This is a genomic window from Streptomyces sp. NPDC001668 (genome assembly GCF_042893155.1).
Lineage (GTDB): Bacteria > Actinomycetota > Actinomycetes > Streptomycetales > Streptomycetaceae > Streptomyces.
Window position 1 is genome coordinate 172,567 of the sequence record NZ_JBIAUQ010000001.1, and the last position, 17,804, is coordinate 190,370.

Annotated in this window: 21 protein-coding genes; 11 read left to right on the forward strand and 10 right to left on the reverse strand. The window is 71.9% G+C overall.

Going from position 1 to position 17,804, the window contains the following annotated elements; genetic code table 11:
* Window positions 1–49 precede the first annotated feature (49 nt).
* The 4 genes from ACFYZ8_RS00810 to ACFYZ8_RS00825 form a co-directional block, all read right to left on the reverse strand.
* Window positions 50–898 carry a hypothetical protein gene (locus tag ACFYZ8_RS00810; protein WP_388536372.1) on the reverse strand — a complete coding sequence of 283 codons (849 nt, stop codon included), beginning with the start codon at window positions 896–898 and terminating at the stop codon, window positions 50–52.
* Window positions 899–1,114: 216 nt separating this feature from the next.
* Window positions 1,115–1,366 carry a hypothetical protein gene (locus tag ACFYZ8_RS00815; protein ID WP_388536373.1) on the reverse strand — a complete coding sequence of 84 codons (252 nt, stop codon included), beginning with the start codon at window positions 1,364–1,366 and terminating at the stop codon, window positions 1,115–1,117.
* Window positions 1,359–1,607, reverse strand: coding sequence for a hypothetical protein (locus tag ACFYZ8_RS00820; RefSeq protein ID WP_359030468.1), 249 nt, complete (start codon window positions 1,605–1,607; stop codon window positions 1,359–1,361). The genes ACFYZ8_RS00815 and ACFYZ8_RS00820 overlap by 8 nt, the downstream gene beginning before the upstream one ends.
* A 103-nt stretch (window positions 1,608–1,710) precedes the next feature.
* Complete coding sequence (locus tag ACFYZ8_RS00825; protein ID WP_388536375.1) at window positions 1,711–2,040, reverse strand: WXG100 family type VII secretion target; 330 nt, start codon at window positions 2,038–2,040, stop codon at window positions 1,711–1,713.
* 202 nt (window positions 2,041–2,242) lie between these two features.
* On the opposite strand from ACFYZ8_RS00825, the gene ACFYZ8_RS00830 reads away from it, so the two are divergent.
* Entirely contained in the window at window positions 2,243–2,599 is a 357-nt protein-coding gene (locus ACFYZ8_RS00830) for a hypothetical protein (protein WP_388536376.1), read from the forward strand.
* A 72-nt stretch (window positions 2,600–2,671) separates the two neighbouring features.
* On the opposite strand, the gene ACFYZ8_RS00835 is transcribed toward ACFYZ8_RS00830, so the two are convergent.
* On the reverse strand, window positions 2,672–3,682 hold the full coding sequence (locus ACFYZ8_RS00835; protein WP_388536378.1) for an SEC-C domain-containing protein: 1,011 nt from the start codon (window positions 3,680–3,682) through the stop codon (window positions 2,672–2,674).
* Between the two features lie 149 nt (window positions 3,683–3,831).
* On the reverse strand, window positions 3,832–5,304 hold the full coding sequence (locus ACFYZ8_RS00840) for a beta-1,6-galactanase (RefSeq protein ID WP_359030464.1): 1,473 nt from the start codon (window positions 5,302–5,304) through the stop codon (window positions 3,832–3,834).
* A gap of 286 nt (window positions 5,305–5,590) precedes the next feature.
* Between ACFYZ8_RS00840 and ACFYZ8_RS00845 the strand changes: the two genes are divergently transcribed.
* Window positions 5,591–6,385, forward strand: coding sequence for a class E sortase (locus ACFYZ8_RS00845; RefSeq protein WP_388536380.1), 795 nt, complete (start codon window positions 5,591–5,593; stop codon window positions 6,383–6,385).
* Window positions 6,386–6,440: 55 nt separating this feature from the next.
* On the opposite strand, the gene ACFYZ8_RS00850 is transcribed toward ACFYZ8_RS00845, so the two are convergent.
* Window positions 6,441–7,832 (reverse strand): MFS transporter, encoded by a 1,392-nt coding sequence (locus tag ACFYZ8_RS00850; RefSeq protein ID WP_388536382.1) that lies wholly within the window; start codon window positions 7,830–7,832, stop codon window positions 6,441–6,443.
* A gap of 68 nt (window positions 7,833–7,900) precedes the next feature.
* Here ACFYZ8_RS00850 and ACFYZ8_RS00855 point away from each other — a divergent pair, with 68 nt between their 5' ends.
* The 4 genes from ACFYZ8_RS00855 to ACFYZ8_RS00870 all read left to right on the forward strand — a co-directional run bounded on the left by ACFYZ8_RS00855 (window position 7,901) and on the right by ACFYZ8_RS00870 (window position 10,567).
* Window positions 7,901–8,428 carry a winged helix-turn-helix transcriptional regulator gene (locus ACFYZ8_RS00855; RefSeq protein WP_388536384.1) on the forward strand — a complete coding sequence of 176 codons (528 nt, stop codon included), beginning with the start codon at window positions 7,901–7,903 and terminating at the stop codon, window positions 8,426–8,428.
* Window positions 8,429–8,465: 37 nt separating this feature from the next.
* Window positions 8,466–8,777 (forward strand): DUF6412 domain-containing protein, encoded by a 312-nt coding sequence (locus tag ACFYZ8_RS00860; protein WP_388536386.1) that lies wholly within the window; start codon window positions 8,466–8,468, stop codon window positions 8,775–8,777.
* Between the two features lie 89 nt (window positions 8,778–8,866).
* A complete protein-coding gene (locus ACFYZ8_RS00865) occupies window positions 8,867–9,580 on the forward strand; it encodes a YidC/Oxa1 family membrane protein insertase (RefSeq protein ID WP_359030460.1) in 714 nt (237 codons plus the stop codon).
* Between the two features lie 129 nt (window positions 9,581–9,709).
* Entirely contained in the window at window positions 9,710–10,567 is an 858-nt protein-coding gene (locus tag ACFYZ8_RS00870; protein ID WP_359030459.1) for a fumarylacetoacetate hydrolase family protein, read from the forward strand.
* Between the two features lie 75 nt (window positions 10,568–10,642).
* Here ACFYZ8_RS00870 and ACFYZ8_RS00875 read toward each other — a convergent pair whose 3' ends face one another.
* From ACFYZ8_RS00875 to ACFYZ8_RS00885, 3 genes are read right to left on the reverse strand one after another with little or no spacing between them, the layout of a single operon-like run.
* On the reverse strand, window positions 10,643–11,500 hold the full coding sequence (locus ACFYZ8_RS00875; RefSeq protein ID WP_388536388.1) for an LLM class F420-dependent oxidoreductase: 858 nt from the start codon (window positions 11,498–11,500) through the stop codon (window positions 10,643–10,645).
* A 56-nt stretch (window positions 11,501–11,556) separates the two neighbouring features.
* Window positions 11,557–12,066, reverse strand: a complete 510-nt coding sequence (locus tag ACFYZ8_RS00880) for a heme-degrading domain-containing protein (protein WP_359030457.1) — start codon at window positions 12,064–12,066, stop codon at window positions 11,557–11,559.
* On the reverse strand, window positions 12,063–13,136 hold the full coding sequence (locus ACFYZ8_RS00885) for a Gfo/Idh/MocA family oxidoreductase (protein ID WP_388536390.1): 1,074 nt from the start codon (window positions 13,134–13,136) through the stop codon (window positions 12,063–12,065). Before ACFYZ8_RS00885 ends, ACFYZ8_RS00880 begins: the two co-directional genes overlap by 4 nt.
* A gap of 48 nt (window positions 13,137–13,184) precedes the next feature.
* Here ACFYZ8_RS00885 and ACFYZ8_RS00890 point away from each other — a divergent pair, with 48 nt between their 5' ends.
* The 5 genes from ACFYZ8_RS00890 (at window position 13,185) to ACFYZ8_RS00910 (ending at window position 17,777) form a co-directional block, all read left to right on the forward strand.
* Window positions 13,185–14,321, forward strand: coding sequence for an ROK family protein (locus ACFYZ8_RS00890; protein WP_388536392.1), 1,137 nt, complete (start codon window positions 13,185–13,187; stop codon window positions 14,319–14,321).
* A gap of 276 nt (window positions 14,322–14,597) precedes the next feature.
* Window positions 14,598–15,458 (forward strand): hypothetical protein, encoded by an 861-nt coding sequence (locus ACFYZ8_RS00895; RefSeq protein ID WP_388536850.1) that lies wholly within the window; start codon window positions 14,598–14,600, stop codon window positions 15,456–15,458.
* A 113-nt stretch (window positions 15,459–15,571) separates the two neighbouring features.
* The gene (locus tag ACFYZ8_RS00900) at window positions 15,572–16,351 is read left to right on the forward strand and encodes an HAD-IIA family hydrolase (RefSeq protein WP_280851281.1); all 780 of its coding nucleotides are present in this window, start codon (window positions 15,572–15,574) and stop codon (window positions 16,349–16,351) included.
* Between the two features lie 154 nt (window positions 16,352–16,505).
* Window positions 16,506–17,057, forward strand: coding sequence for a hypothetical protein (locus ACFYZ8_RS00905; protein ID WP_359030454.1), 552 nt, complete (start codon window positions 16,506–16,508; stop codon window positions 17,055–17,057).
* 6 nt (window positions 17,058–17,063) lie between these two features.
* Window positions 17,064–17,777 (forward strand): class F sortase, encoded by a 714-nt coding sequence (locus ACFYZ8_RS00910; RefSeq protein WP_388536394.1) that lies wholly within the window; start codon window positions 17,064–17,066, stop codon window positions 17,775–17,777.
* Window positions 17,778–17,804: the final 27 nt, after the last annotated feature.

Sequence of the window (17,804 nt, forward strand, 5' to 3'; positions counted from 1 at the left end):
GTGGCGGCCCGGCAGCGGATTGTCGGCGTGCGGTGCTGTGCCGGGCCGGTTACCTGACGTCGACGAAGTCGCCGGGTGCCGTCGCTGCGGCGGTGGTGGCGGTGCCCGCGAAGACGTAGCGGTAGAAGCCGTCGACCGTGGCCTTGGTGGTGGTCTTCAGGACGCCGGTGCTGTTGGTCTTGATCGTCTTGAGCGTGGTGTAGGTGTTGCTGCCCTTCTTGCGGAACTGAAGCTTCACGGGCTGGGACACGTAGCCCGCGTACTTGCCCGTCGACCAGTTCGCGCGGGCCAGCTTGCCCGTGACCGTGATGGTCTTGCCCTTCTTGACCGGCTCGGGGGTGGCGTTGGCGGTCAGCGTGGAGGCCTTCTTGATCGAGGTGGTGGCGACGTCGTCGTTGTAGCTGGCGTTCGCGTACAGGTCCCAGCCGCCCAGGAACAGCTTCCAGGTGCCGGCCACGCCGTTGTCCTTCATGTCGGTGGCGGGGTGGATGTTGAAGACGGCCTTGCAGGTGTAGGTGCCCTGGGTCGCCGTCTCCGTGCAGTCGGGGTCGTCGTCCGTGCCCAGGCCGCCGGTGATGCCGTCCGTGGTCGAACTGTCGGTGCCCTGCCACAGGAAGGCCTCGGTGAGGGCGACGCCGTTCTGGTCCGTCGCGGTGTAGGTGACGGTGACGGACTTCGTGCCTGTGGTGCCGAGGACGATGTCCTTGCCGCCGTTGATGACCGCGTGCGAGAACTTGGTGTTGCCCAACGAGTCCCTCGGCTGTACGGACTTCGAGGCGAAGGAACTGAGCTTCGCCGCCGAACCTGTCCGCTCCGCCGCCTGGGCGGCCACCGGAAGAGCGAGCGCGGACAGGACGACGGCACCGGAGACGGCGACGGCCGCAACGCGTATACGCATGAATCCCCCTCGGGAACTGAGGGCCAGCCCAAGTCCCCCCTTGGCCAGGCCTGTTGATCTGCGCATCCTATGGACCCGGTTCGGGATCAGTGAAGATCCTTTGGGTAAATAGTGTGTCTTTAAAGGCACTTGCCCGGCGCTCGCTTCGGTGCGATCAGTGCCGGCTGGGGGGTTGGCGGTCCCGCCTACCGCTTTCTTGCCGTTGGGCGGCCGCCCTCAGAACAGCCATATGCCGAAAGCTACGACTGTCAGACCCGCGGCCAGGAAGACGGCGGCCAGGATGGTGAGCGGAAGCAGTTGTGCGCGGCGGCGCGACGGTTCCAGTTCGCGCCAGGTGCTGAACGCCGCGTATGCCCCGATGGCGGCGGTGGCACAGCCGATCACCATGGCCACGAACCCGAAGAATCCGGTCCAGGCAAGGGGATGGTCCGGGTTGGGGGTGAAGACAGCCGCGAAACTCCTACACAAGCCGGATCCCGACGTACCCGATCGCAAGCCCGAGGGCGAGGATCACCGGGCCGATCACGTACCCGCCCCACTTCCTGTCCTCGACGCCCCGTACGAGCACCACGCTCAAGGTGAGGCCGAGAACGGCGATCCCCACCCCGGCCACCAGGCACCAGAAGCCGAGGAACTTGGTCCAGGTGTAGGGATGGTCCGGGTCAGGGGTCCACACCGCCGCGAGGGTCACGTCGCTGAGGGCTCTCACTGGTCGTTCTCGTCCCGCGGCGCGTCGCCGTCGCCGCCGGGCAGTTCCACGCCGGACGCCTGGAGGATCTCCAGGACCTTGCCGTCGATCCAGCTGTTGACGCTCACGAACGGCCACCCGAGGCCGCGGTGTGCAGATGACCGAGGGCGATCTGGTCCGAGTTCGCGTAGTGGGTGGCGTTCAGCCGCAGTCGGTCGGCGTCGCTCCGCAGTACGTCCGGCAGATGGCCGAGCGCCTTCGCCGTGCTGTCCAGCAACTGTCGGTACTTGTCCGCCGCCCCGTCGCAGGTCCCGAGCAGCCCGAACGCCTCACCGATCTCGGCCGAGCTCCCGGAGAAGGTCCCGATCGGCCCGGCAAGCCCCGCGGCCTCCCGGTCGAACCTGCCCGCCAACTCCGTCAACGTCTCGGGGGCCACCCCGAACTGCCCGCCCATCCCGCTCCCCGTTCGCAAGCTGTCGCAGCGGCCAGCATCTCCGGACGGGAGCCTTCCGGAAAGGATCTTTTACGTTTGCGAAGCAAGGGGTGACACACACTTTGCGCCGCTCTGACCTGGGCAATGCCTGAGGTGACGGTTCGGGGGTTGGCTTGCCGCCTGCGCCGATCGAAGTGTCAGTGGTCCCCGGCATCATGGCCCCATGGACGATCTCGCCGTGCTGCGGCAGGAGTTCTCGGAGTACGAGGACGCGTTTCTCACGATCATGATCCGGGACCACAGGTGGGACAAGGAGGCCTTCTCCCGGCTGGAGCGGGCCATGCGCGGGGTGTGTGAGGCGTTCGAGGCGCGGGGGCAGCAGGACCTGCCGCGGTGGCTCGTGGAAGGGTTCTGGATATGTGCCGACTGGCTTCCGGGGCAGACGGAGCATCCGCGGTTTCCCCGGCCTGAACCGGCGAGCTACTACGAGGCCGCTCTCGCGAGGTTGCGGGATCTTCAGTCCTGGCTGGTGACGGGGGAGTCCCCGTACATACCGGGCAGCCCGGTCGCGGATCTGTAGGACAGGGGCAGGGGCAGGGGCAGGTCCGGCGCCGGTCGGCAGCGCCTCGAACCCGCCCCGCTCAGCGTTCGCTCACTCCCCGTGGCACTCCCCATAAATCCGCCCCGATCCGCACCAGCACGCCGTCCCCCGCTGCGGCGGCCACTCCACCGCGCGGCCGCGGGCCGCCAGCGTCGTGGCGTACTGGGGGAGCAGGGTCGTGTCGGCCGGGGACGAGCCCTCCGAGGCCGCGAACGCCTCGTACGACGGGACCGTGCCCGACACGATGCCCAGGTTCGCCGTGCCGGAGGCGGAGAGCTCGCGCAGGGAGGCCTCTATCGTCGCCAGGTGCTCCTCCTGGGAGGGGTACTCCGAGGACAGCGAGGGGTACGCGCTCACCAGTTCCGTCAGTTCGGAAGCGGGCCAGTGCAGGACCGCCACCGGGAAGGGGCGGGACAACGCCTCCCGGAACGTGCCGAGTTCGGCGCGCAGGCGGGAGATCTCCGCCTGGAGTTCCGCCGGGTTCTCCGAGCCGAGGGACCAGACGCGCTTCGGGTCGTGCAGCTCGTCCAGGGAGATGGGGGAGGAGTTGACGGTGTCCGCCAGGAGGTCCCAGTCGTCGTGGGCCACGCCCAGCATGCGGCGGACGCGGTGGCGGCCGAACAACAGAGGATGCGTGGAGTACGGCGGCTCCGGTACGTCCGTCAGGAGGACCCTCGCTCCCTCCGTGAACGTCTCCTGCGCCTGCTCCAGCTCGTCGTGGGACTCCAGGGCCTCGGCGACGATCACCCACGGGGCCGGGTCCCGGGGGGACGCCGTGCGGACACCCTCGATGATCGCGCGGGCCTCGGCCTCATGGCCGTACTCCCAGAGGTTCGCTGCCTTGAGGGCTCGTACCAGATGGGGGTTGTCCAGGCCCTGGGACGAGGACAGCAACCGGTCGTAGAGGGAGGACGCGGCGGGGCGGTCGCCGGCCAGTTCCAGATGGGCCGCGGCCTGCAGGAGCAGGGCTTCGGCGTCCTCGGGATACCGGTCGGCGGTCCGCTCCAGGCGCGCCGCTTCGGCGTTGTGGTCGACGTTCTCGGCAGGCGTGTCGGGGCGCATGGGTGACACCGTACTGCCGATCAGTGACAAAGAAGAGGGAGGTGCAGGCCAGGGGCCGGGCCGCACAGGGCCCCGGCCCGCACCCGCGCCCTCAGCCGTCACACCGTCGATCTGCGGCCCTCAGTCGTCACACCATTGATCTGCAGACCTCAGATCGTCACACCGTCGATCTGCAGCGTCTGCACCGCCTTCGCCGCGAAGGGCACCGCCACCGACTTCCCGCTCAGGAAGGTGTTGGAGTACGACACGTACTTGTCGCCGCCCGTCGTCACCGTGTTCCAGCGCGGGACCACGCCGCCGGAGCCGCCCGTGACCGTGGTGAAGCGGGACAGGTCGAAGGTCAGGGTCTGGGCCGAGGTCGAGGTGTTCAGGGCCACGATGACCAGGCGCTTGGCGGAGGAGTCGTAGGCCGCGACCGCGTTGCTCACACCCGTGTCGATGATCTTCATTCCGGGGCGGATGTGACGGCTGAACTGGGCCAGCACGTAGTACTTCGTCTCGATCGCGCCGGCCTGAAGGGTGCTGCCGTCGTACTTGATCACTCCCCAGCCCGCCGTCGGGTCCATGACCTGCCAGTAGACCCAGGCCGTGGGGTGCAGCCAGCGGAAGTCGTAGAGGAGGTTGAAGGCCGTGGTGTAGCCGGTGCCGTCGCCGTCGCCGGTCTCGGAGTTCCACAGGGCCTTGCCGGCCGTGGTCACCACGTCCGTGTAGAGGAGGTCCCGGCGGCCGTCCGAGCCCTGGTAGCCGTGGACGTTGACCCGGTTCACGTACCCCTTCGTCGTCGAGCTGAAGGAGTTCCAGGTGGTGCGGGCGAGGTCGTAGCTGGTCTCGTCGGAGGCCGAGATCTTCACGCCGGTCAGGCCGCGGTTGTTCAACTCGCTGCGCAGGTACGGCAGTACGGCCGACTGGACGGAGGCGTCCATGTGGCAGCCCTCCTGCGTGCCGGTCGCCGTCCACCAGGACGAGGAGGGCTCGTTGAAGGCGTCGACCGACGAGAAGTTCACGCCCCAGTTGTTCTTGGCGTACAGGGCGGTCGCGGCGAGGTGGGAGGCGTGCTGGCGGTAGTTCCAGGTCTGGAGGTTGTTGCCGCCGCCCGAGGCGCCGGAGGGGTTGTGGTTGCTGCACATCCACCACATCGGCGAGTTCGCGAAGAGTTCACTCACGGCGCCCCGCTGGGTCGCCTTCACCAGCATCGCCCGCTGGTTCGCGTCCGCCGTCCAGTCCCACGCCGAGGACGTCGGGTCCTCGTTGTTCCAGTCCTGCCAATAGCCCTCGATCTGCTTGAAGGCCGGGATGTTCGGCGAGGCGACCATCGACGAGCCGCTCACGGTGTTCCAGCTGGACGCGCCCAGGTTGTAGCGGGCGATGTTGAGGCCGAGGCCCGGGAGCGAAGTGCCGTTGTACGACGTCGACTTGGTGGTGAAGAAGATGTCGGCGAAGTCGTCCCGGGCACCGAACACGTTCGCCCACCAGGCCAGGGAGGTGCCCCAGCCCTCCCAGGTGCCGTACGACGTGCCCGGGTTCACGGCGATCGTGGCGTCCGCACGGGCGGTACCGGTGGCCAGCGCGCTGCCGAGGAGGGTGCCTCCCGCGGCTGTCAGCAGCGTTCTGCGTCGGATCATGGCTACTCCGAACTCCGATGGGTCGACACTTCGATGGGTCGACACTCCGATGGATCGACGCGGCTTCTGACCCGCGTCGTGGCCTGCCCCGTTCATGCCACGACGAAGCATCGGGTGTGGCCAGTGGGGTTGTCGAGGGTTCTGACAGCCCTTCTTAAAACCAGTGGAGGAAGTTCGGTATACCGGACGCGGCCACGGCTGCTTCGGGTCTACGAGGCTCCCGGCCCTGGTGACTTGAGGGGCCGGCCCTTATCGTGCGGGCGGCCCGTCCGGGGAGGGGTGAGCCATGCGGCAGCGCGTCCTGCACCACGGAGCCCGGCGCCGGCGCGAGCGTCGCCGACGCGCGGTGTGGACCGGCGGCGAACTCCTCGTCACCGCGGGCCTGGTTCTGCTGCTGCTCGTCGTGCACCAGCTGTGGTGGACCAACCGGGAGGCCAAGGAGGGCGCTCGGCGCGGGGTCGAGGCGCTGGAGGGGGAGTGGGGGGAGGGCGGAGTAGCCGACCCCGGTCCCGCCGCCGACTCCACCGGCGACTCCGGGTCCCCGTCCACCGCCGCGCGACCTCCGGGGGCTCCGGCCGGGCGCGGCGCCCCGGCCACCGTCCCGGACCCCGCCGCCCCGACGCCCGACCCGTCCCAGGCGTACGCCGTCCTCAGCATCCCCCGCCTCCACCTCCGCGTCCCCGTCGCCGAGGGCGTCGGCAAGCGGAGGGTCCTCAACAAGGGGTACGTCGGCCACTACCCCGGCACCGGACAGCCGGGCCGGGCCGGGAACCTCGCGCTCGCCGGGCACCGCAACACCCACGGCGAGCCCTTCCGGTACGTCAACCGCCTCGCGCGCGGGGACACGGTCCTGGTGGAGACGCGGAGCGCGGTCTACACGTACGCCGTGGACAGGACGCTGCGCCAGACCTCGGCCCGGGACTCGGGGGTGCTCCGCCCGATCCCGCGCTCGACGGTTCATCCCGGCTACGGCTACACCGCGCCCGGCTACTACCTCACCCTCACCACGTGCACCCCGGAGTACACGTCCCGCTACCGGCTGGTGGTGTGGGGCAAGCTCGTGTCGATGCGGCCGCGCTGACGGCATCACCCGGCACCACCTGGCAGCACCTGGCATCACCCGGCACCACCCGGCATCACCGCTCCCGCAGTGCCACCACGCTCGCGGCCGCCACCAGCGCCAGCCCCGCCGACACCAGCATCGCGATGTCCGCGCCGTGGGCGAGGCCGCCGCCGGAGGAGGTGGCGATCGCGATCGTCAGGGCGACTCCGGCGCAGGAGCCGATGTAGCGCAGGGTCTGCTGGGCGCCCGACCCCATCCCCGCGCGGGCGGCCGGGACGGACTCAACGGCGAGCAGCGGGAGCGCCGCGTTCAGCAGGCCGCTGCCGACGCCGGCGATCACCAGGCCGGGCAGCAGCCGCAGCCAGGAGCCCGCGTCCAGCGCGCCCAGCATGGCCAGGACGCCCACCGCGTGCAGCAGGAACCCGATCGCGAGCTGCCGGCGCGGTGGCACCCGGCCCGCCAGGCGCCGGGCCTGGAGGGCCACCGCGAAGGACAGGCCGGACCAGAGGAGGAACAGCCAGGCCGTGTCCATCGCGGACAGGCCGACCGTCTGCTGGAGGAGCGCCGGGAGGAAGCTGAACAGGCCGATCACCGCGAGCCCCGTGAACAGGCCGCTGGAGGACGAGGCGAGGAAGCGGCGGTGGCGCAGCAGGCCCAGGTCGATCATCGGGCCGGCCGAGCGGCGCTCCACCACCGCGAACACGGCCAGCAGGACCACGGACGCCAGCAGCAACAGCCCGATCGGCGCCCGCAGCCAGCCGTCCCGGCCCAGCGTCAGCGCCGCCACCAGGGCGACCAGGGCGAGCCCGAACGTCACGGCGCCGGCGAGGTCGGGGCGGCCGCGGCGCGGTGCCCGGGACTCCGACAGGAACCGTGCGGACAGGGCGGCCACCAGCACGGCGGCGGCGCCGAGAACTCCGTACGACACTCTCCAGTTCGGCATCGCGCCGCTCAGCAGGGGGCCGACCGCGATGCCGCCGCTCACGAACGCGCCCCACACGCCGGTCGCGTGCAGGCGGCCGCGCGGTGAGGGGAAGGCGTGGACGATCAGGCCCAGGCTGCTGGCGAGGAGTGCCGCGCTGGCCGCGCCCTGGGCGATCCGGGCCAGGGTGAACAGCCAGGTGGACGAGGTGAGCGCGCCGAGGGCCGTGGTGAGGCCGAGTGCCAGGGTGCCGGCGACGAAGATCCGGCGGCGGCCGTAGTCGTCGGCGAGGGAGCCGGCGACCAGGAGGAGGGCGGCGAGGCCGAGCGGGGTGCCGTTCAGGAGCCAGGCCTGGGCGGAGAGCGGGGTGTGCAGGTCGGCGGCGACATCGGGGAGCGTGACCATCGGCGCCGTGTAGGTCATGAGGGCCACGGCGGTGGCGGCGCTGGTCAGGGTGAGCGTGGCGGTGGGGTGCGCGGAAGACGCCTGGGGAGTCTCGGCGGCCTTCACCTCGGTAAGAGTTCGTTCATTGAACCTAGCCATGGCGGAGACCGTAGCAGAGTGAGTTCGGTCATTGAACCCACCGCCGGGAAATGGTTACAGTGGGCGGCATGGCACTGGGCAAGGACTACGCGACACAGGAATGCTCGATCGCCCACGCGCTGGAGATCGTCGGCGAGCGCTGGACCCTGCTCGTCGTCCGCGACGCCCTGTACGGCGTCCGGCGCTACAACGACTTCCTCGTGCACCTCGGCATCCCGCGCGCGGTCCTCGCCGCCCGCCTCCAGATGCTCACCGAGGAAGGGATCCTCGAGAAGCGCCGGTACCAGGAGTCCCCGCCGCGCGACGAGTACGTCACCACCGACCGCGCCCTCGCGCTGTGGCCCACCCTGCGCGCCCTCGGCCGCTGGGGCCGCGAGCACCGCGGCGAGACCGCGCTGCGCCTCTTCCGGCACACCGAGTGCGGCACCGAACTCGGCTCCTACGGCGAATGCCCCGCCTGCGCGGTCGTCGTACCGGTCGAGGAGGTGCTGATGGTGCCGGGCCCAGGACTCGATCCGGACCCGGCGGATCCGGTCAGCCGCGCCCTGCTCAAGCCGAGGAGGCTCTTGCAGCCCGTCGCGGTCGATCAGGTATAACCGGGGGAGGACCGACCACAGGGAGAGGGGGAGCGCCGTGATCCGCAACTGGACGGCACCGCGCCCCGCCGCCGTGCTCCTGCTCCTCGTCCTCGACGTCGTCCTGCTGGACACGAGCAGCCTCTCCGCCGCCGTCGCGCTCGCCGCGACCGCCGCGGCCGGCTCCGCGTTCGCCGCCTGCTCGCTGCTCGCCTCGCGCTGCGCGCCCGCCGTACCGCCCACCCGGGTCCGCACCGCCATCCGCGACCGCGCCCGCCGCACGGCCTTCCTGCCGCAACGCGACCCCGACGCCAAGGGCCGCCCCCGCCCCCGGGCGCCCGGTCACACCCTCCGGACGATCACCGCGTAGGAGCCCCTCGCGCACCGGGGTGTTCCGCGCGGGCCGTCCTGCCGCCTCGCACCACTCCCGGCACGACGAGACCCCCGGAGGGCTCACCCATGTCCGTCTTCGCTGATCTGGTCCAACACCTCGCCGACCTGCTCCACCCCTTCTTCGGCGCCACCGCGGCCGCCGCCGCCATCGTCCTGTTCACCGCCTTCGTACGACTGCTCGTGCACCCCCTGTCCCGTGCCGCCGCCCGCGGCCAGAAGGCCCGCACCAGGCTCCAGCCGAAGATCGCCGAGCTGCGGAAGAAACACAAGGAGGACCCCGCCGAGCTCCAGAAGGCGGTGATGGCGCTGCACGCCGAGGAGAAGGTCTCACCGCTGTCCGGCTGTCTGCCCGGACTCTTCCAGCTCCCCGCGTTCTTCCTGCTGTACCACCTCTTCTCCAACACGACGATCGGCGGCAAGGCGAACGAACTGCTCAGCCACGAGCTGTTCGCCGCCCCGCTCGGTGGACGCTGGGCGGACGCGCTCGGTCACGGCGGGGTGTTCGGGGGAGCGGGGCTCGTGTACGTCTGTCTCTTCGCGCTGGTGGTGCTGGTGGCGACCTTCAACTACCGCCGCACCAAGCGGATGATGGCCGCGAACCCGGTCATGCCGGTGACCGACGGGCAGCCGGTGCCCGGGGTGGGCGTGATGAGCAAGGCCATGCCCTTCATGTCCTTCTTCACGCTCTTCACCGTCGCGGTGGTGCCCCTGGCGGCCGCGCTCTACGTGGTGACCAGTTCGACGTGGGCGGCTCTCGAGCGGGCGGCCCTCTACCGCTGAGCCGTGGTGGCGACGGTCCAGTCCGTGAACCGGGTATTGCGGACCGGACACGCAGCTTGGAGGATCGACCAGTCATCCGATGGCTGCACCCGTCGGCGGGCGCCCCCGCGAGCTAGGGAGATAGTGATCATGAAGCTGCTGCGAGTCGGTACGGCGGGAACGGAGACGCCCGCGCTGCTCGACGCCGACGGAGTCCTGCGGGACCTGTCCGGTGTCGTGGAGGACATCGACGGGACGCTGCTCGCCGACGACGCGGCACTCGGCCGCGTCCGGGCGGCCGCGGAGGCGGGGGAGCTGCCGTCGCTGGACGCCACGGGGCTCCGCGTCGGGCCGCCGCTGGCCCGGATCGGGAAGATCGTCTGCATCGGCCTGAACTACCACGACCACGCCCGCGAGACGGGGGCCGAGCCGCCCGCCGAGCCGGTGATCTTCTTCAAGGCCGCGGACACCGTGGTCGGTCCCTACGACACGGTCCTGGTGCCCCGGAAGTCGGAGAAGACCGACTGGGAGGTCGAGCTGGCGGTCGTGATCGGCCGTACGGCCCGGTACCTGTCGTCCACCGAGGAGGCGCTCGCCCATGTCGCCGGGTACGCGGTGGCGCACGACGTGTCCGAGCGGGAGTTCCAGATCGAGCGCGGCGGGACGTGGGACAAGGGGAAGAACTGCGAGACGTTCAACCCCCTGGGCCCGTGGCTGGTGACGGCGGACGAGGTCCCGGATCCGCAGAACCTGTCCCTGAAGCTGTGGGTCAACGGGGAGCTGAAGCAGAACGGCACGACCGCCGAGCAGATCTTCCCCGTGGGTGAAGTGGTGCGGTACGTCAGCCAGTTCATGACCCTGTACCCCGGCGACGTGATCAACACGGGTACGCCGGCCGGGGTCGCGATGGGGGAGCCCGAGCCCAAGCCGTATCTGCGGGCGGGGGATGTGGTGGAGCTGGAGATTTCGGGGCTCGGGCGGCAGCGGCAGGAGTTCAAGGATGCCTGAGGGGCGGGGGACTGCGGTTGTCCGCGCCCGCGCGGCGGAGCCGCATATTGATACAGTCCCGCGCCCCTGAAAACCTCAGGCCAGCAAGGATGCGAGCTTGCGCCAGGCCTCCCTCGGGAGGCTGAAGCGCGGGCCGCCGTCCACCACCTGCAGGGCCACGTGGTCCGCGCCCGCGTCGAGGAACTCGTCGATGCGGGCGCGGATCTTTTCGTCCGTGCCCCAGGCGTAGACCGCGTCGACCAGGCGGTCGCTGCCGCCGTCCTTGAGGTCGTCCTCCGTGAAGCCGTTGCGGAGGAAGTTGTTGGTGTAGTTGGGCAGGGCGAGGTACATGGCCAGGTAGTCGCGGGCCACGGCGCGGGCGCGGGTGGGGTCGGATTCGAGGACGACCTTCAGCTCGGGGGCCAACACAGGCGCCTCGCCCAGGAGTTCGCGGGACGCAGCCGTCTGCTCCGCGGTGATCAGGTACGGGATCGAGCCGGCCGAGCGGTTCTTGGCCAGTTCGATGGTCTTGGGGCCCAGCGCGGCCAGGACACGGCCCTCGGCCGGTGCTCCCGCCTCGTCCAGGGCGTCCAGGTACGCCACCAGAGCCGAGTACGGCCGCCGGTACTGCTCCGTGAGCTTGGCGTGGCTGACGCCCAGGCCCAGGACGAAACGGCCGGTGTGGGCGGCGTTCAGGTCGGTGAAGCTCGCGGCCGCGGCCTTGGCGTCGTGGTCCCAGATGCTCTGGATGCTGGTGCCGACGACGATCCGCGAGGTCGCCTCCAGGAGCGGGGCGGCGTGGGCGGCGGAACTGCTGCCGCCCAGCCAGATCGCGCCGAACCCGAGCTCCTCCAACTCGGCGGCGGCCTCGGCTCGTTCGCCCGCCAGGGACGGTTCCTCGCCGCGCAGACCGCCGCCGTTCCAGATGCCGTACTTTCCGATGCTCTGCTTCATGGCAGGTGCCAACGATCAGGAGCCCGGTGTCATTCCGGCCCCGGCTGCCGCTCCTGCTACCGCTCCTTGCTCAGGAACTCCTCCAGCGCCTCCACGACGAAGCGGTGGTCCTGGAGCTGGGGCAGCCCCGAGACCGTCACCGCGCCGACGACCCCGACGCCCTCCACCGTGATCGGGAAGGAGCCGCCGTGGGCCGCGTACTCGTCCGGGTCCAGGCGCGAGGACTCCTCGAAGGTGCTGCCCTTGGCGCGGAAACGGGCGCCGACCAGGTAGGACGCGGAGCCGTAGCGCTCCACGACCCGGCGCTTGCGGTCGATCCAGGCGTCGTTGTCCGGGGTGGAGCCCGGCAGGGCCGCGTGGAAGAGCTGCTGTCCGCCGCGGCGGATGTCGACGGCCACCGGCGCCTGCCGCTCCCGGGCCAGCTCCACCAGCAGGGAGCCCAGCGCCCACGCGTCCTCGTGCGTGAACTGCCGGAAGACCAGGCGGCGTTCCTGCGCCTCCAGCTCCTCCAGGGGCGGGGTGAGTTCCGGCTGGAACTTCGGGGTCAGCTCGGTGTTGTGTGTCACAGCTCCACCGCCACTCCGTCGCGGGCCGAACGGCGCGCCGCCTCCAGTACGTCGAGGGCGGCGGCCGCCTCCAGCGCGGTCACCGGGTTGGTGCCGCCCCCGGAGAGGGCCCTGGCCACGGCCGCATAGTAAGCCGGGTAGTCACCGGAGAGGGTCGGTACGGGCGTCCCGCCGCCCGTCACGGGGGACTCACCCGAGCCGAGCCGGCCCCACAGCGACTCGGGCTCGCGGCCCCACTCGGCCGCCGTACCGGGCCGCTCGCCCTCCCTGAGTGCCGCCTCCTGCGGGTCGAGGCCGTACTTCACATAGCCCGCCTTGGAGCCCAGCACCCGGAAACGGGGGCCGAGTTGGGCGGTGGTGGCGGAGACGTAGAGGTGGGAGCGGACGCCGTTCGCATGGGTGATCGCGATGAAGGTGTCGTCGTCGATCTCGGCGCCCGGGCGGCGGACGTCCGCCTCGGCGTACACGGAGGCGGCGGGCCCGAAGAGGGTGAGCGCCTGGTCGACGACATGGCTGCCGAGGTCGTAGAGCAGACCTCCGATCTCTGCCGGGTCGCCGGACTCGCGCCAGCCGCCCTTGGGTTGCGGCCGCCACCGCTCGAAACGGGACTCGAAGCGCCATACGTCGCCCAGTTCGCCCTCGTCGAGGAGCCGGCGCAGGGTCAGGAAGTCGTTGTCCCAGCGCCGGTTCTGGAAGACGGACAGGAGCAGGCCGCGCTCCTCGGCTCGGGTGGCGAGCTCGCGCGCCTCGGCCGCCGTGCCGGCGATCGGCTTGTCGACCACCACCGGGAGACCGGCCTCCAGGGCGGCGGTGGCGAGCGGGACGTGCGTCTTGTTGGGGGACGCGATGACGATCAGGTCCAGGTCGGCGGCGCGGGCGAACAGCTCGCCGGCGTCCGCGACCGTACGGACGTCCGGGAACTCGGCGCGGGCCTGTTCCTGCCGCTCGGGGTTCGAGGTGACCACCGTGTCGAGGGTCAGGCCCTCCGTGGCGGCGATCAGCGGGGCGTGGAAGACGGAGCCCGCGAGGCCGTAGCCGACGAGGCCCACGCGGAGGTCAGCAGCAGTCATGCCCTCCACTTTCGCAACGCTGTTGCCAAAGTGCAAGCGTGGCGGACAATGGCAGACGTGAACAGGACGAACGGCGGCGCCAACCTCCCGGCCCTGCGCAGCCACAACACCGCGCTCGTGCTCGACCTGCTCCGGTCGGCGGGCGCCGGGGGGATCAGCCGCCTGGAACTCGCCGAACGCACGGGGCTGACCCCCCAGGCCGTCAGCAAGATCACCGGGCGGCTGCGGGAGGCGGGCCTCGCGGTGGAGGCGGGCCACCGTGCCTCGACCGGCGGCAAGCCACGGACCGTCCTGCGGCTGGTGCCCGGGGCGGGCCACGCGGTGGGCGTCCACCTGGACCGGGACGCGCTGCGGGCGGTGCTCGTGGATCTCGGGGGAGCGGTGGTGGCGGAGCGGTGCGCTGCGCTGGACCTGGGCGGGGGTGCGGGGGCGGAGGCGGTCGTGGCGGTGGTCGCGGGGGAGGTGGGGGCGCTGGTGGAGGGGGTGGCGGACGGGGCAGTGGGCGCGGTGGTGGGCCTTCCCGGAGAGGGGAAGCCCTCCCTCCTCGGCGTAGGCATCGCTCTCCCCGGGCCCCTCGATCACAGCCGGGGTGTGCTGCACCGTGTCACCGGGTTTCCCGAGTGGGACGGGTTCCCGCTGCGGGAGGCGCTCGCGCGGCGGCTCGGGGTGCCCGTCGCGGTCGACAAGGACACCAACGCGGCCGCGCTGGGGCTCGCGGTCGCGGGGGAGCGGGGGTCGTTCGCGTATCTGCATCTCGGTACGGGCCTCGGCGCGGGGCTCGTCATCGGCGGAGCCGTGCACCGGGGTGCGCGCACCGCGGCCGGGGAGTTCGGGCACCAGGTCGTCCAGCTCGACGGTCCGCCCTGCGGCTGCGGTGACCGGGGCTGCGTCGAGGCGCTGTGCCTGGCGGCGGTGGCCCGCGGTGACCTCCCCGAAGCGGCCCGGGTCCTCGGCATCGCGGCCGGCAACCTCGTCGCCCTGCTCGACATCGACCTGGTCCTGCTGGGCGGCCGTACCGTCGCCGCCGCCCCGGACGCGTTCCTACGAGGGATCTCAGCCGTCCTCGACGAACGCGCCCGGCGCACCGGCGAGGCGACGGTGCCCGTCCGTGTGGCGGTCGGCGGGGTCGCCGAAGGGGCGGCCCAGCTCGTGCTGGCCCCGCTGTTCGGCCGGGCCGACGCCTGAGCCCGGTACGGCGTGTACCGCTCGGCGGAGCGCGGGGGACGACATGCGCCGGGCGCGCACCGCCCTCAATGACACCTCCCGTCCGCTGATCGAGGGGACTTCCCGGGCCGTACGGAGCGGCATCCCCGGTCGGCCGCCGCCGCCCGGCATGGTCATGTGTTCATGCGACGGTATGTGCACGGTCATACGCCCACCCTCCTCGGCCTCGCGGCGGCAGCCGCCCTGCTCCCGGCCCCCCTCGCGGCAGCCGCGCCGCCGGCGGCCGCCCCGTTTCCGATGCACGCTGCGGCGGTCGTCCCGGGGGTGGCTGCCCGGCTCCAGGCGCCCCCCGCGGCAGTCGTCCCGCCGGTGGCCGCCCCGCTCCCGGCCCTTCCCGCGGCAGCCGCGCCGCCGGCGTCCGCCCGGCTCCAGGCGCCCCCCGCGGCAGTCCTCCCGCCGGTGGCCGTCCCGCTCCCGGCGCTCCCCAGCGCCGCCTCCTCACCCCCCTCACTCCCCACCTGCACCCCCACCAGCCGCGCCTTCCCCCTCACCACCCGTATCCACGGTGGCCCCGCCTCCTACGAGGCCGGGGGCGGGTCCCAGAGCTGGGATCTGGATCTCACCAACACCACCGGCCACACCTGCGCCGGGATCCACCCGGTCGTCGTGCTCGTCGACGAGCGGCGTGCACTGAAGCCGTCTCAGCTCCGGCTCGAGTTCTACGACGGCCCCCGCACCCGCGCCGTCCGGTTCGAGAGCACCGAGGAGGACGAACTCGTGGGGGCGTTCGGCGGTGCCGGGCTCACCGTCGGTCCCGGCAAGACCCTCACCGTGAGAGTGCGGCTCGCGGTCACCGGGGACGCCGTACCGAACGAGGTCACCGCCAACGCGGCCGTCGTCCAGCGCCACGGCGACGACGGCGACTGGGTGGGGCAGTCCAACGACTACCGTTTCGCCGTCGAAGGAGGCGCTCCGGGCGTACGACCCGACACCCCCACCCCCATCCCCACCCCCACCCCCGACGGCGGCCTCCCCTTCACCGACGCGGCCGAGGAACTCGCCAGCACCGGTCCCGGCGCGGCCGCCGCCGCCCTCGCGACCGTGGCCCTCCTCCTGGTCACGGCCGGCGCCATCCTCCGGGCCCGCGGCCGCCGCTGACGCCAGACCTTCCGCGACCCGTCCCCAACCGGCCATTCCCCCAAGATCCGGCCACTGTCTAGGCTGGGGCCGACGCAGCAAGGCGTACACGCGTACGGCAGGAGATCCCGCACATGGCAGACCGCAAGCCCATCGATTCGTGGCTCACCGACATGGACGGTGTACTCATCCACGAGGGCGTACCGATCCCCGGCGCCGACGCCTTCCTCAAGAAGCTCCGCGAGTCCGGCAAGCCCTTCCTGGTGCTGACCAACAACTCCATCTACACCCCGCGTGACCTGCACGCCCGCCTGCGCCGCATGGGCCTGGACGTCCCGATCGAGAACATCTGGACCTCCGCCCTGGCCACCGCGCAGTTCCTGGACGACCAGCGGCCCGAGGGGACGGCGTACGTCATCGGCGAGGCGGGTCTGACCACCGCGCTGCACGACATCGGCTACATCCTCACCGACCACGAGCCCGACTACGTCGTCCTCGGGGAGACCCGCACCTACTCCTTCGAGGCCATGACCAAGGCGGTCCGGCTCATCAACGACGGCGCCCGTTTCATCTGCACCAACCCCGACGAGACCGGCCCCTCGGCCGAGGGCGCGCTGCCGGCCACCGGCGCCGTCGCCGCCCTGATCACCAAGGCGACCGGCAAGCAGCCGTACTTCGCGGGCAAGCCCAACCCGCTGATGATGCGCACCGGACTCAACACCATCGGCGCGCACTCCGAGACCAGCGCGATGATCGGCGACCGCATGGACACCGACGTCCTGGCCGGCATGGAGGCCGGTATGCAGACCTTCCTGGTGCTCACCGGCCTGACCCGGCCCGAGCAGGTCGAGGCCTTCCCGTACCGGCCCTCCAAGGTCGTGGACTCGATCGCGGACCTCGTCGACCGGATCTGAGACGGGCCGGAGAACGGCCGTAGAGCGGGCCGTGGAGCGGGCCGGAGAGCGGGCCGGAAACGGGCCGACCTGACCCGAACGGAGCAACGCCGTCCCCCTTCCGGATGCGGACCCGGGCCCCCCGGGGGAGTCTCCACATATCTGGAGGTTCACGATGGGTTCTCTACGCCTCACTCTCTGTACCGCCGCCCTGGCCGCCGCCGCCCTCGCGCCGGCCGTCCCCGCCGCGCAGGCCGCGGACGGCGGCAGCGTCTCGGTCACCCCGTCCACCCCCGCCCCCGGCGCCGACCTCGCGCTGCGGGTGACCGGCTGTGCCGGGAAGACGGCCACCGCCGTCTCGGCCGCGTTCGTCGCGGACGCCCGGCTGACGGCGGCCGACGGCAGCCTCAGCGGCGAGACCCGCGTCCGCTCCTCGATCGAGCCCGGCGCCTACGACGTCAAGATCGTCTGCGCCGACTTCCAGGTGCGGGGCCGCATCACCGTCGTAGCGGCGAAGGGCGCCACCTCGGCGACCCCCGCCACGCCCGCCACCCCCGCCGCCCCGGTGAACGCGGGCGGCGGCTGGACCGCCACCCACCTCTCCGGCATGGAGCCCCACGCCACCGGACCCGGCACCGGCCACGCGGTGACCGGCCTGGTGCTCGCCGGGGTCGCGGCGCTGGCCGTCGTGCTGCGCCGCAGCCGCCGGAGCCGCGAGACGGGCTGACCGGCGATGTCCGACCGTCTCGCCGACCGCTTCTCCGACCAGGAGGGCGACCGCGGCCCCCACGAGCACACCTCGGGGACCGGACGGCTGCTGACCGGCGTGGCCTGGGCGATGCTGCTGCTCGGGCTGTGGCTGTGGGGGCGCGAGGTGACCGACGTGCGATACGGCCTGTCCGCGCCGACCACCGGTGACGTGGCCGCGGTGGGCCGCCCGCCCGAGGCCGTCGAACTGCCGCCCGCGGCACGGCCCTTGAAGGGAGCGCGGCCGCAACGCCTCGACATCCCGGACCTCGGGGTGCAGGCACCCGTGGTGGCCCGCGGCCTGGACACCCGGGGCGCTCTCGACCCGCCGTCCCTCGACCAGCCCGGCATCGTCGGCTGGTACGCGGCCGGCGCCAAACCGGGGGCCGCCGGGACCGCGCTGATGGTGGGCCACGTCGACACCGAGACCCGGCCCGCGGTCTTCTACAAGATCAGCGCCCTGAAGCCGGGCGAGACGGTCCGGGTGGTCCGCGACGACGGCAGGGTCGCCGAGTTCACCGTCGACGACGTGCGGGTCCTCACCCGCGACGACTTCGACGCCCGCCAGGCCTACGGCCCCCGCGAGCCGGGCCGCGCCGAACTGCGCCTGATCACCTGCGGCGGCACCTTCGACCGGGCGAGCCGCAGCTACACGGCGAACGTGATCGTCTCGGCCTACCTGACCGGCACCGGTCTCTGAGGGACCGGGCGATCTCCGAGGGGCCGG

Bases quoted from the DNA above. Each gene is read 5' to 3' on its own strand.
- ACFYZ8_RS00830 (WP_388536376.1), top strand. From the start codon at position 2,243: ATGGACGATCTCGCCGTGCTGCGGCAGGAGTTCTCGGAGTACGAGGAC.
- ACFYZ8_RS00845 (WP_388536380.1), top strand. From the start codon at position 5,591: ATGCGGCAGCGCGTCCTGCACCACGGAGCCCGGCGCCGGCGCGAGCGT.
- ACFYZ8_RS00900 (WP_280851281.1), top strand. From the start codon at position 15,572: ATGGCAGACCGCAAGCCCATCGATTCGTGGCTCACCGACATGGACGGT.
- ACFYZ8_RS00810 (WP_388536372.1), bottom strand. From the start codon at position 898: ATGCGTATACGCGTTGCGGCCGTCGCCGTCTCCGGTGCCGTCGTCCTG.
- ACFYZ8_RS00825 (WP_388536375.1), bottom strand. From the start codon at position 2,040: ATGGGCGGGCAGTTCGGGGTGGCCCCCGAGACGTTGACGGAGTTGGCG.
- ACFYZ8_RS00850 (WP_388536382.1), bottom strand. From the start codon at position 7,832: ATGGCTAGGTTCAATGAACGAACTCTTACCGAGGTGAAGGCCGCCGAG.
- ACFYZ8_RS00870 (WP_359030459.1), top strand. From the start codon at position 9,710: ATGAAGCTGCTGCGAGTCGGTACGGCGGGAACGGAGACGCCCGCGCTG.
- ACFYZ8_RS00865 (WP_359030460.1), top strand. From the start codon at position 8,867: ATGTCCGTCTTCGCTGATCTGGTCCAACACCTCGCCGACCTGCTCCAC.
- ACFYZ8_RS00835 (WP_388536378.1), bottom strand. From the start codon at position 3,682: ATGCGCCCCGACACGCCTGCCGAGAACGTCGACCACAACGCCGAAGCG.
- ACFYZ8_RS00895 (WP_388536850.1), top strand. From the start codon at position 14,598: ATGCACGCTGCGGCGGTCGTCCCGGGGGTGGCTGCCCGGCTCCAGGCG.
- ACFYZ8_RS00885 (WP_388536390.1), bottom strand. From the start codon at position 13,136: ATGACTGCTGCTGACCTCCGCGTGGGCCTCGTCGGCTACGGCCTCGCG.
- ACFYZ8_RS00905 (WP_359030454.1), top strand. From the start codon at position 16,506: ATGGGTTCTCTACGCCTCACTCTCTGTACCGCCGCCCTGGCCGCCGCC.
- ACFYZ8_RS00855 (WP_388536384.1), top strand. From the start codon at position 7,901: ATGGCACTGGGCAAGGACTACGCGACACAGGAATGCTCGATCGCCCAC.
- ACFYZ8_RS00890 (WP_388536392.1), top strand. From the start codon at position 13,185: ATGGCAGACGTGAACAGGACGAACGGCGGCGCCAACCTCCCGGCCCTG.
- ACFYZ8_RS00840 (WP_359030464.1), bottom strand. From the start codon at position 5,304: ATGATCCGACGCAGAACGCTGCTGACAGCCGCGGGAGGCACCCTCCTC.
- ACFYZ8_RS00910 (WP_388536394.1), top strand. From the start codon at position 17,064: ATGTCCGACCGTCTCGCCGACCGCTTCTCCGACCAGGAGGGCGACCGC.
- ACFYZ8_RS00875 (WP_388536388.1), bottom strand. From the start codon at position 11,500: ATGAAGCAGAGCATCGGAAAGTACGGCATCTGGAACGGCGGCGGTCTG.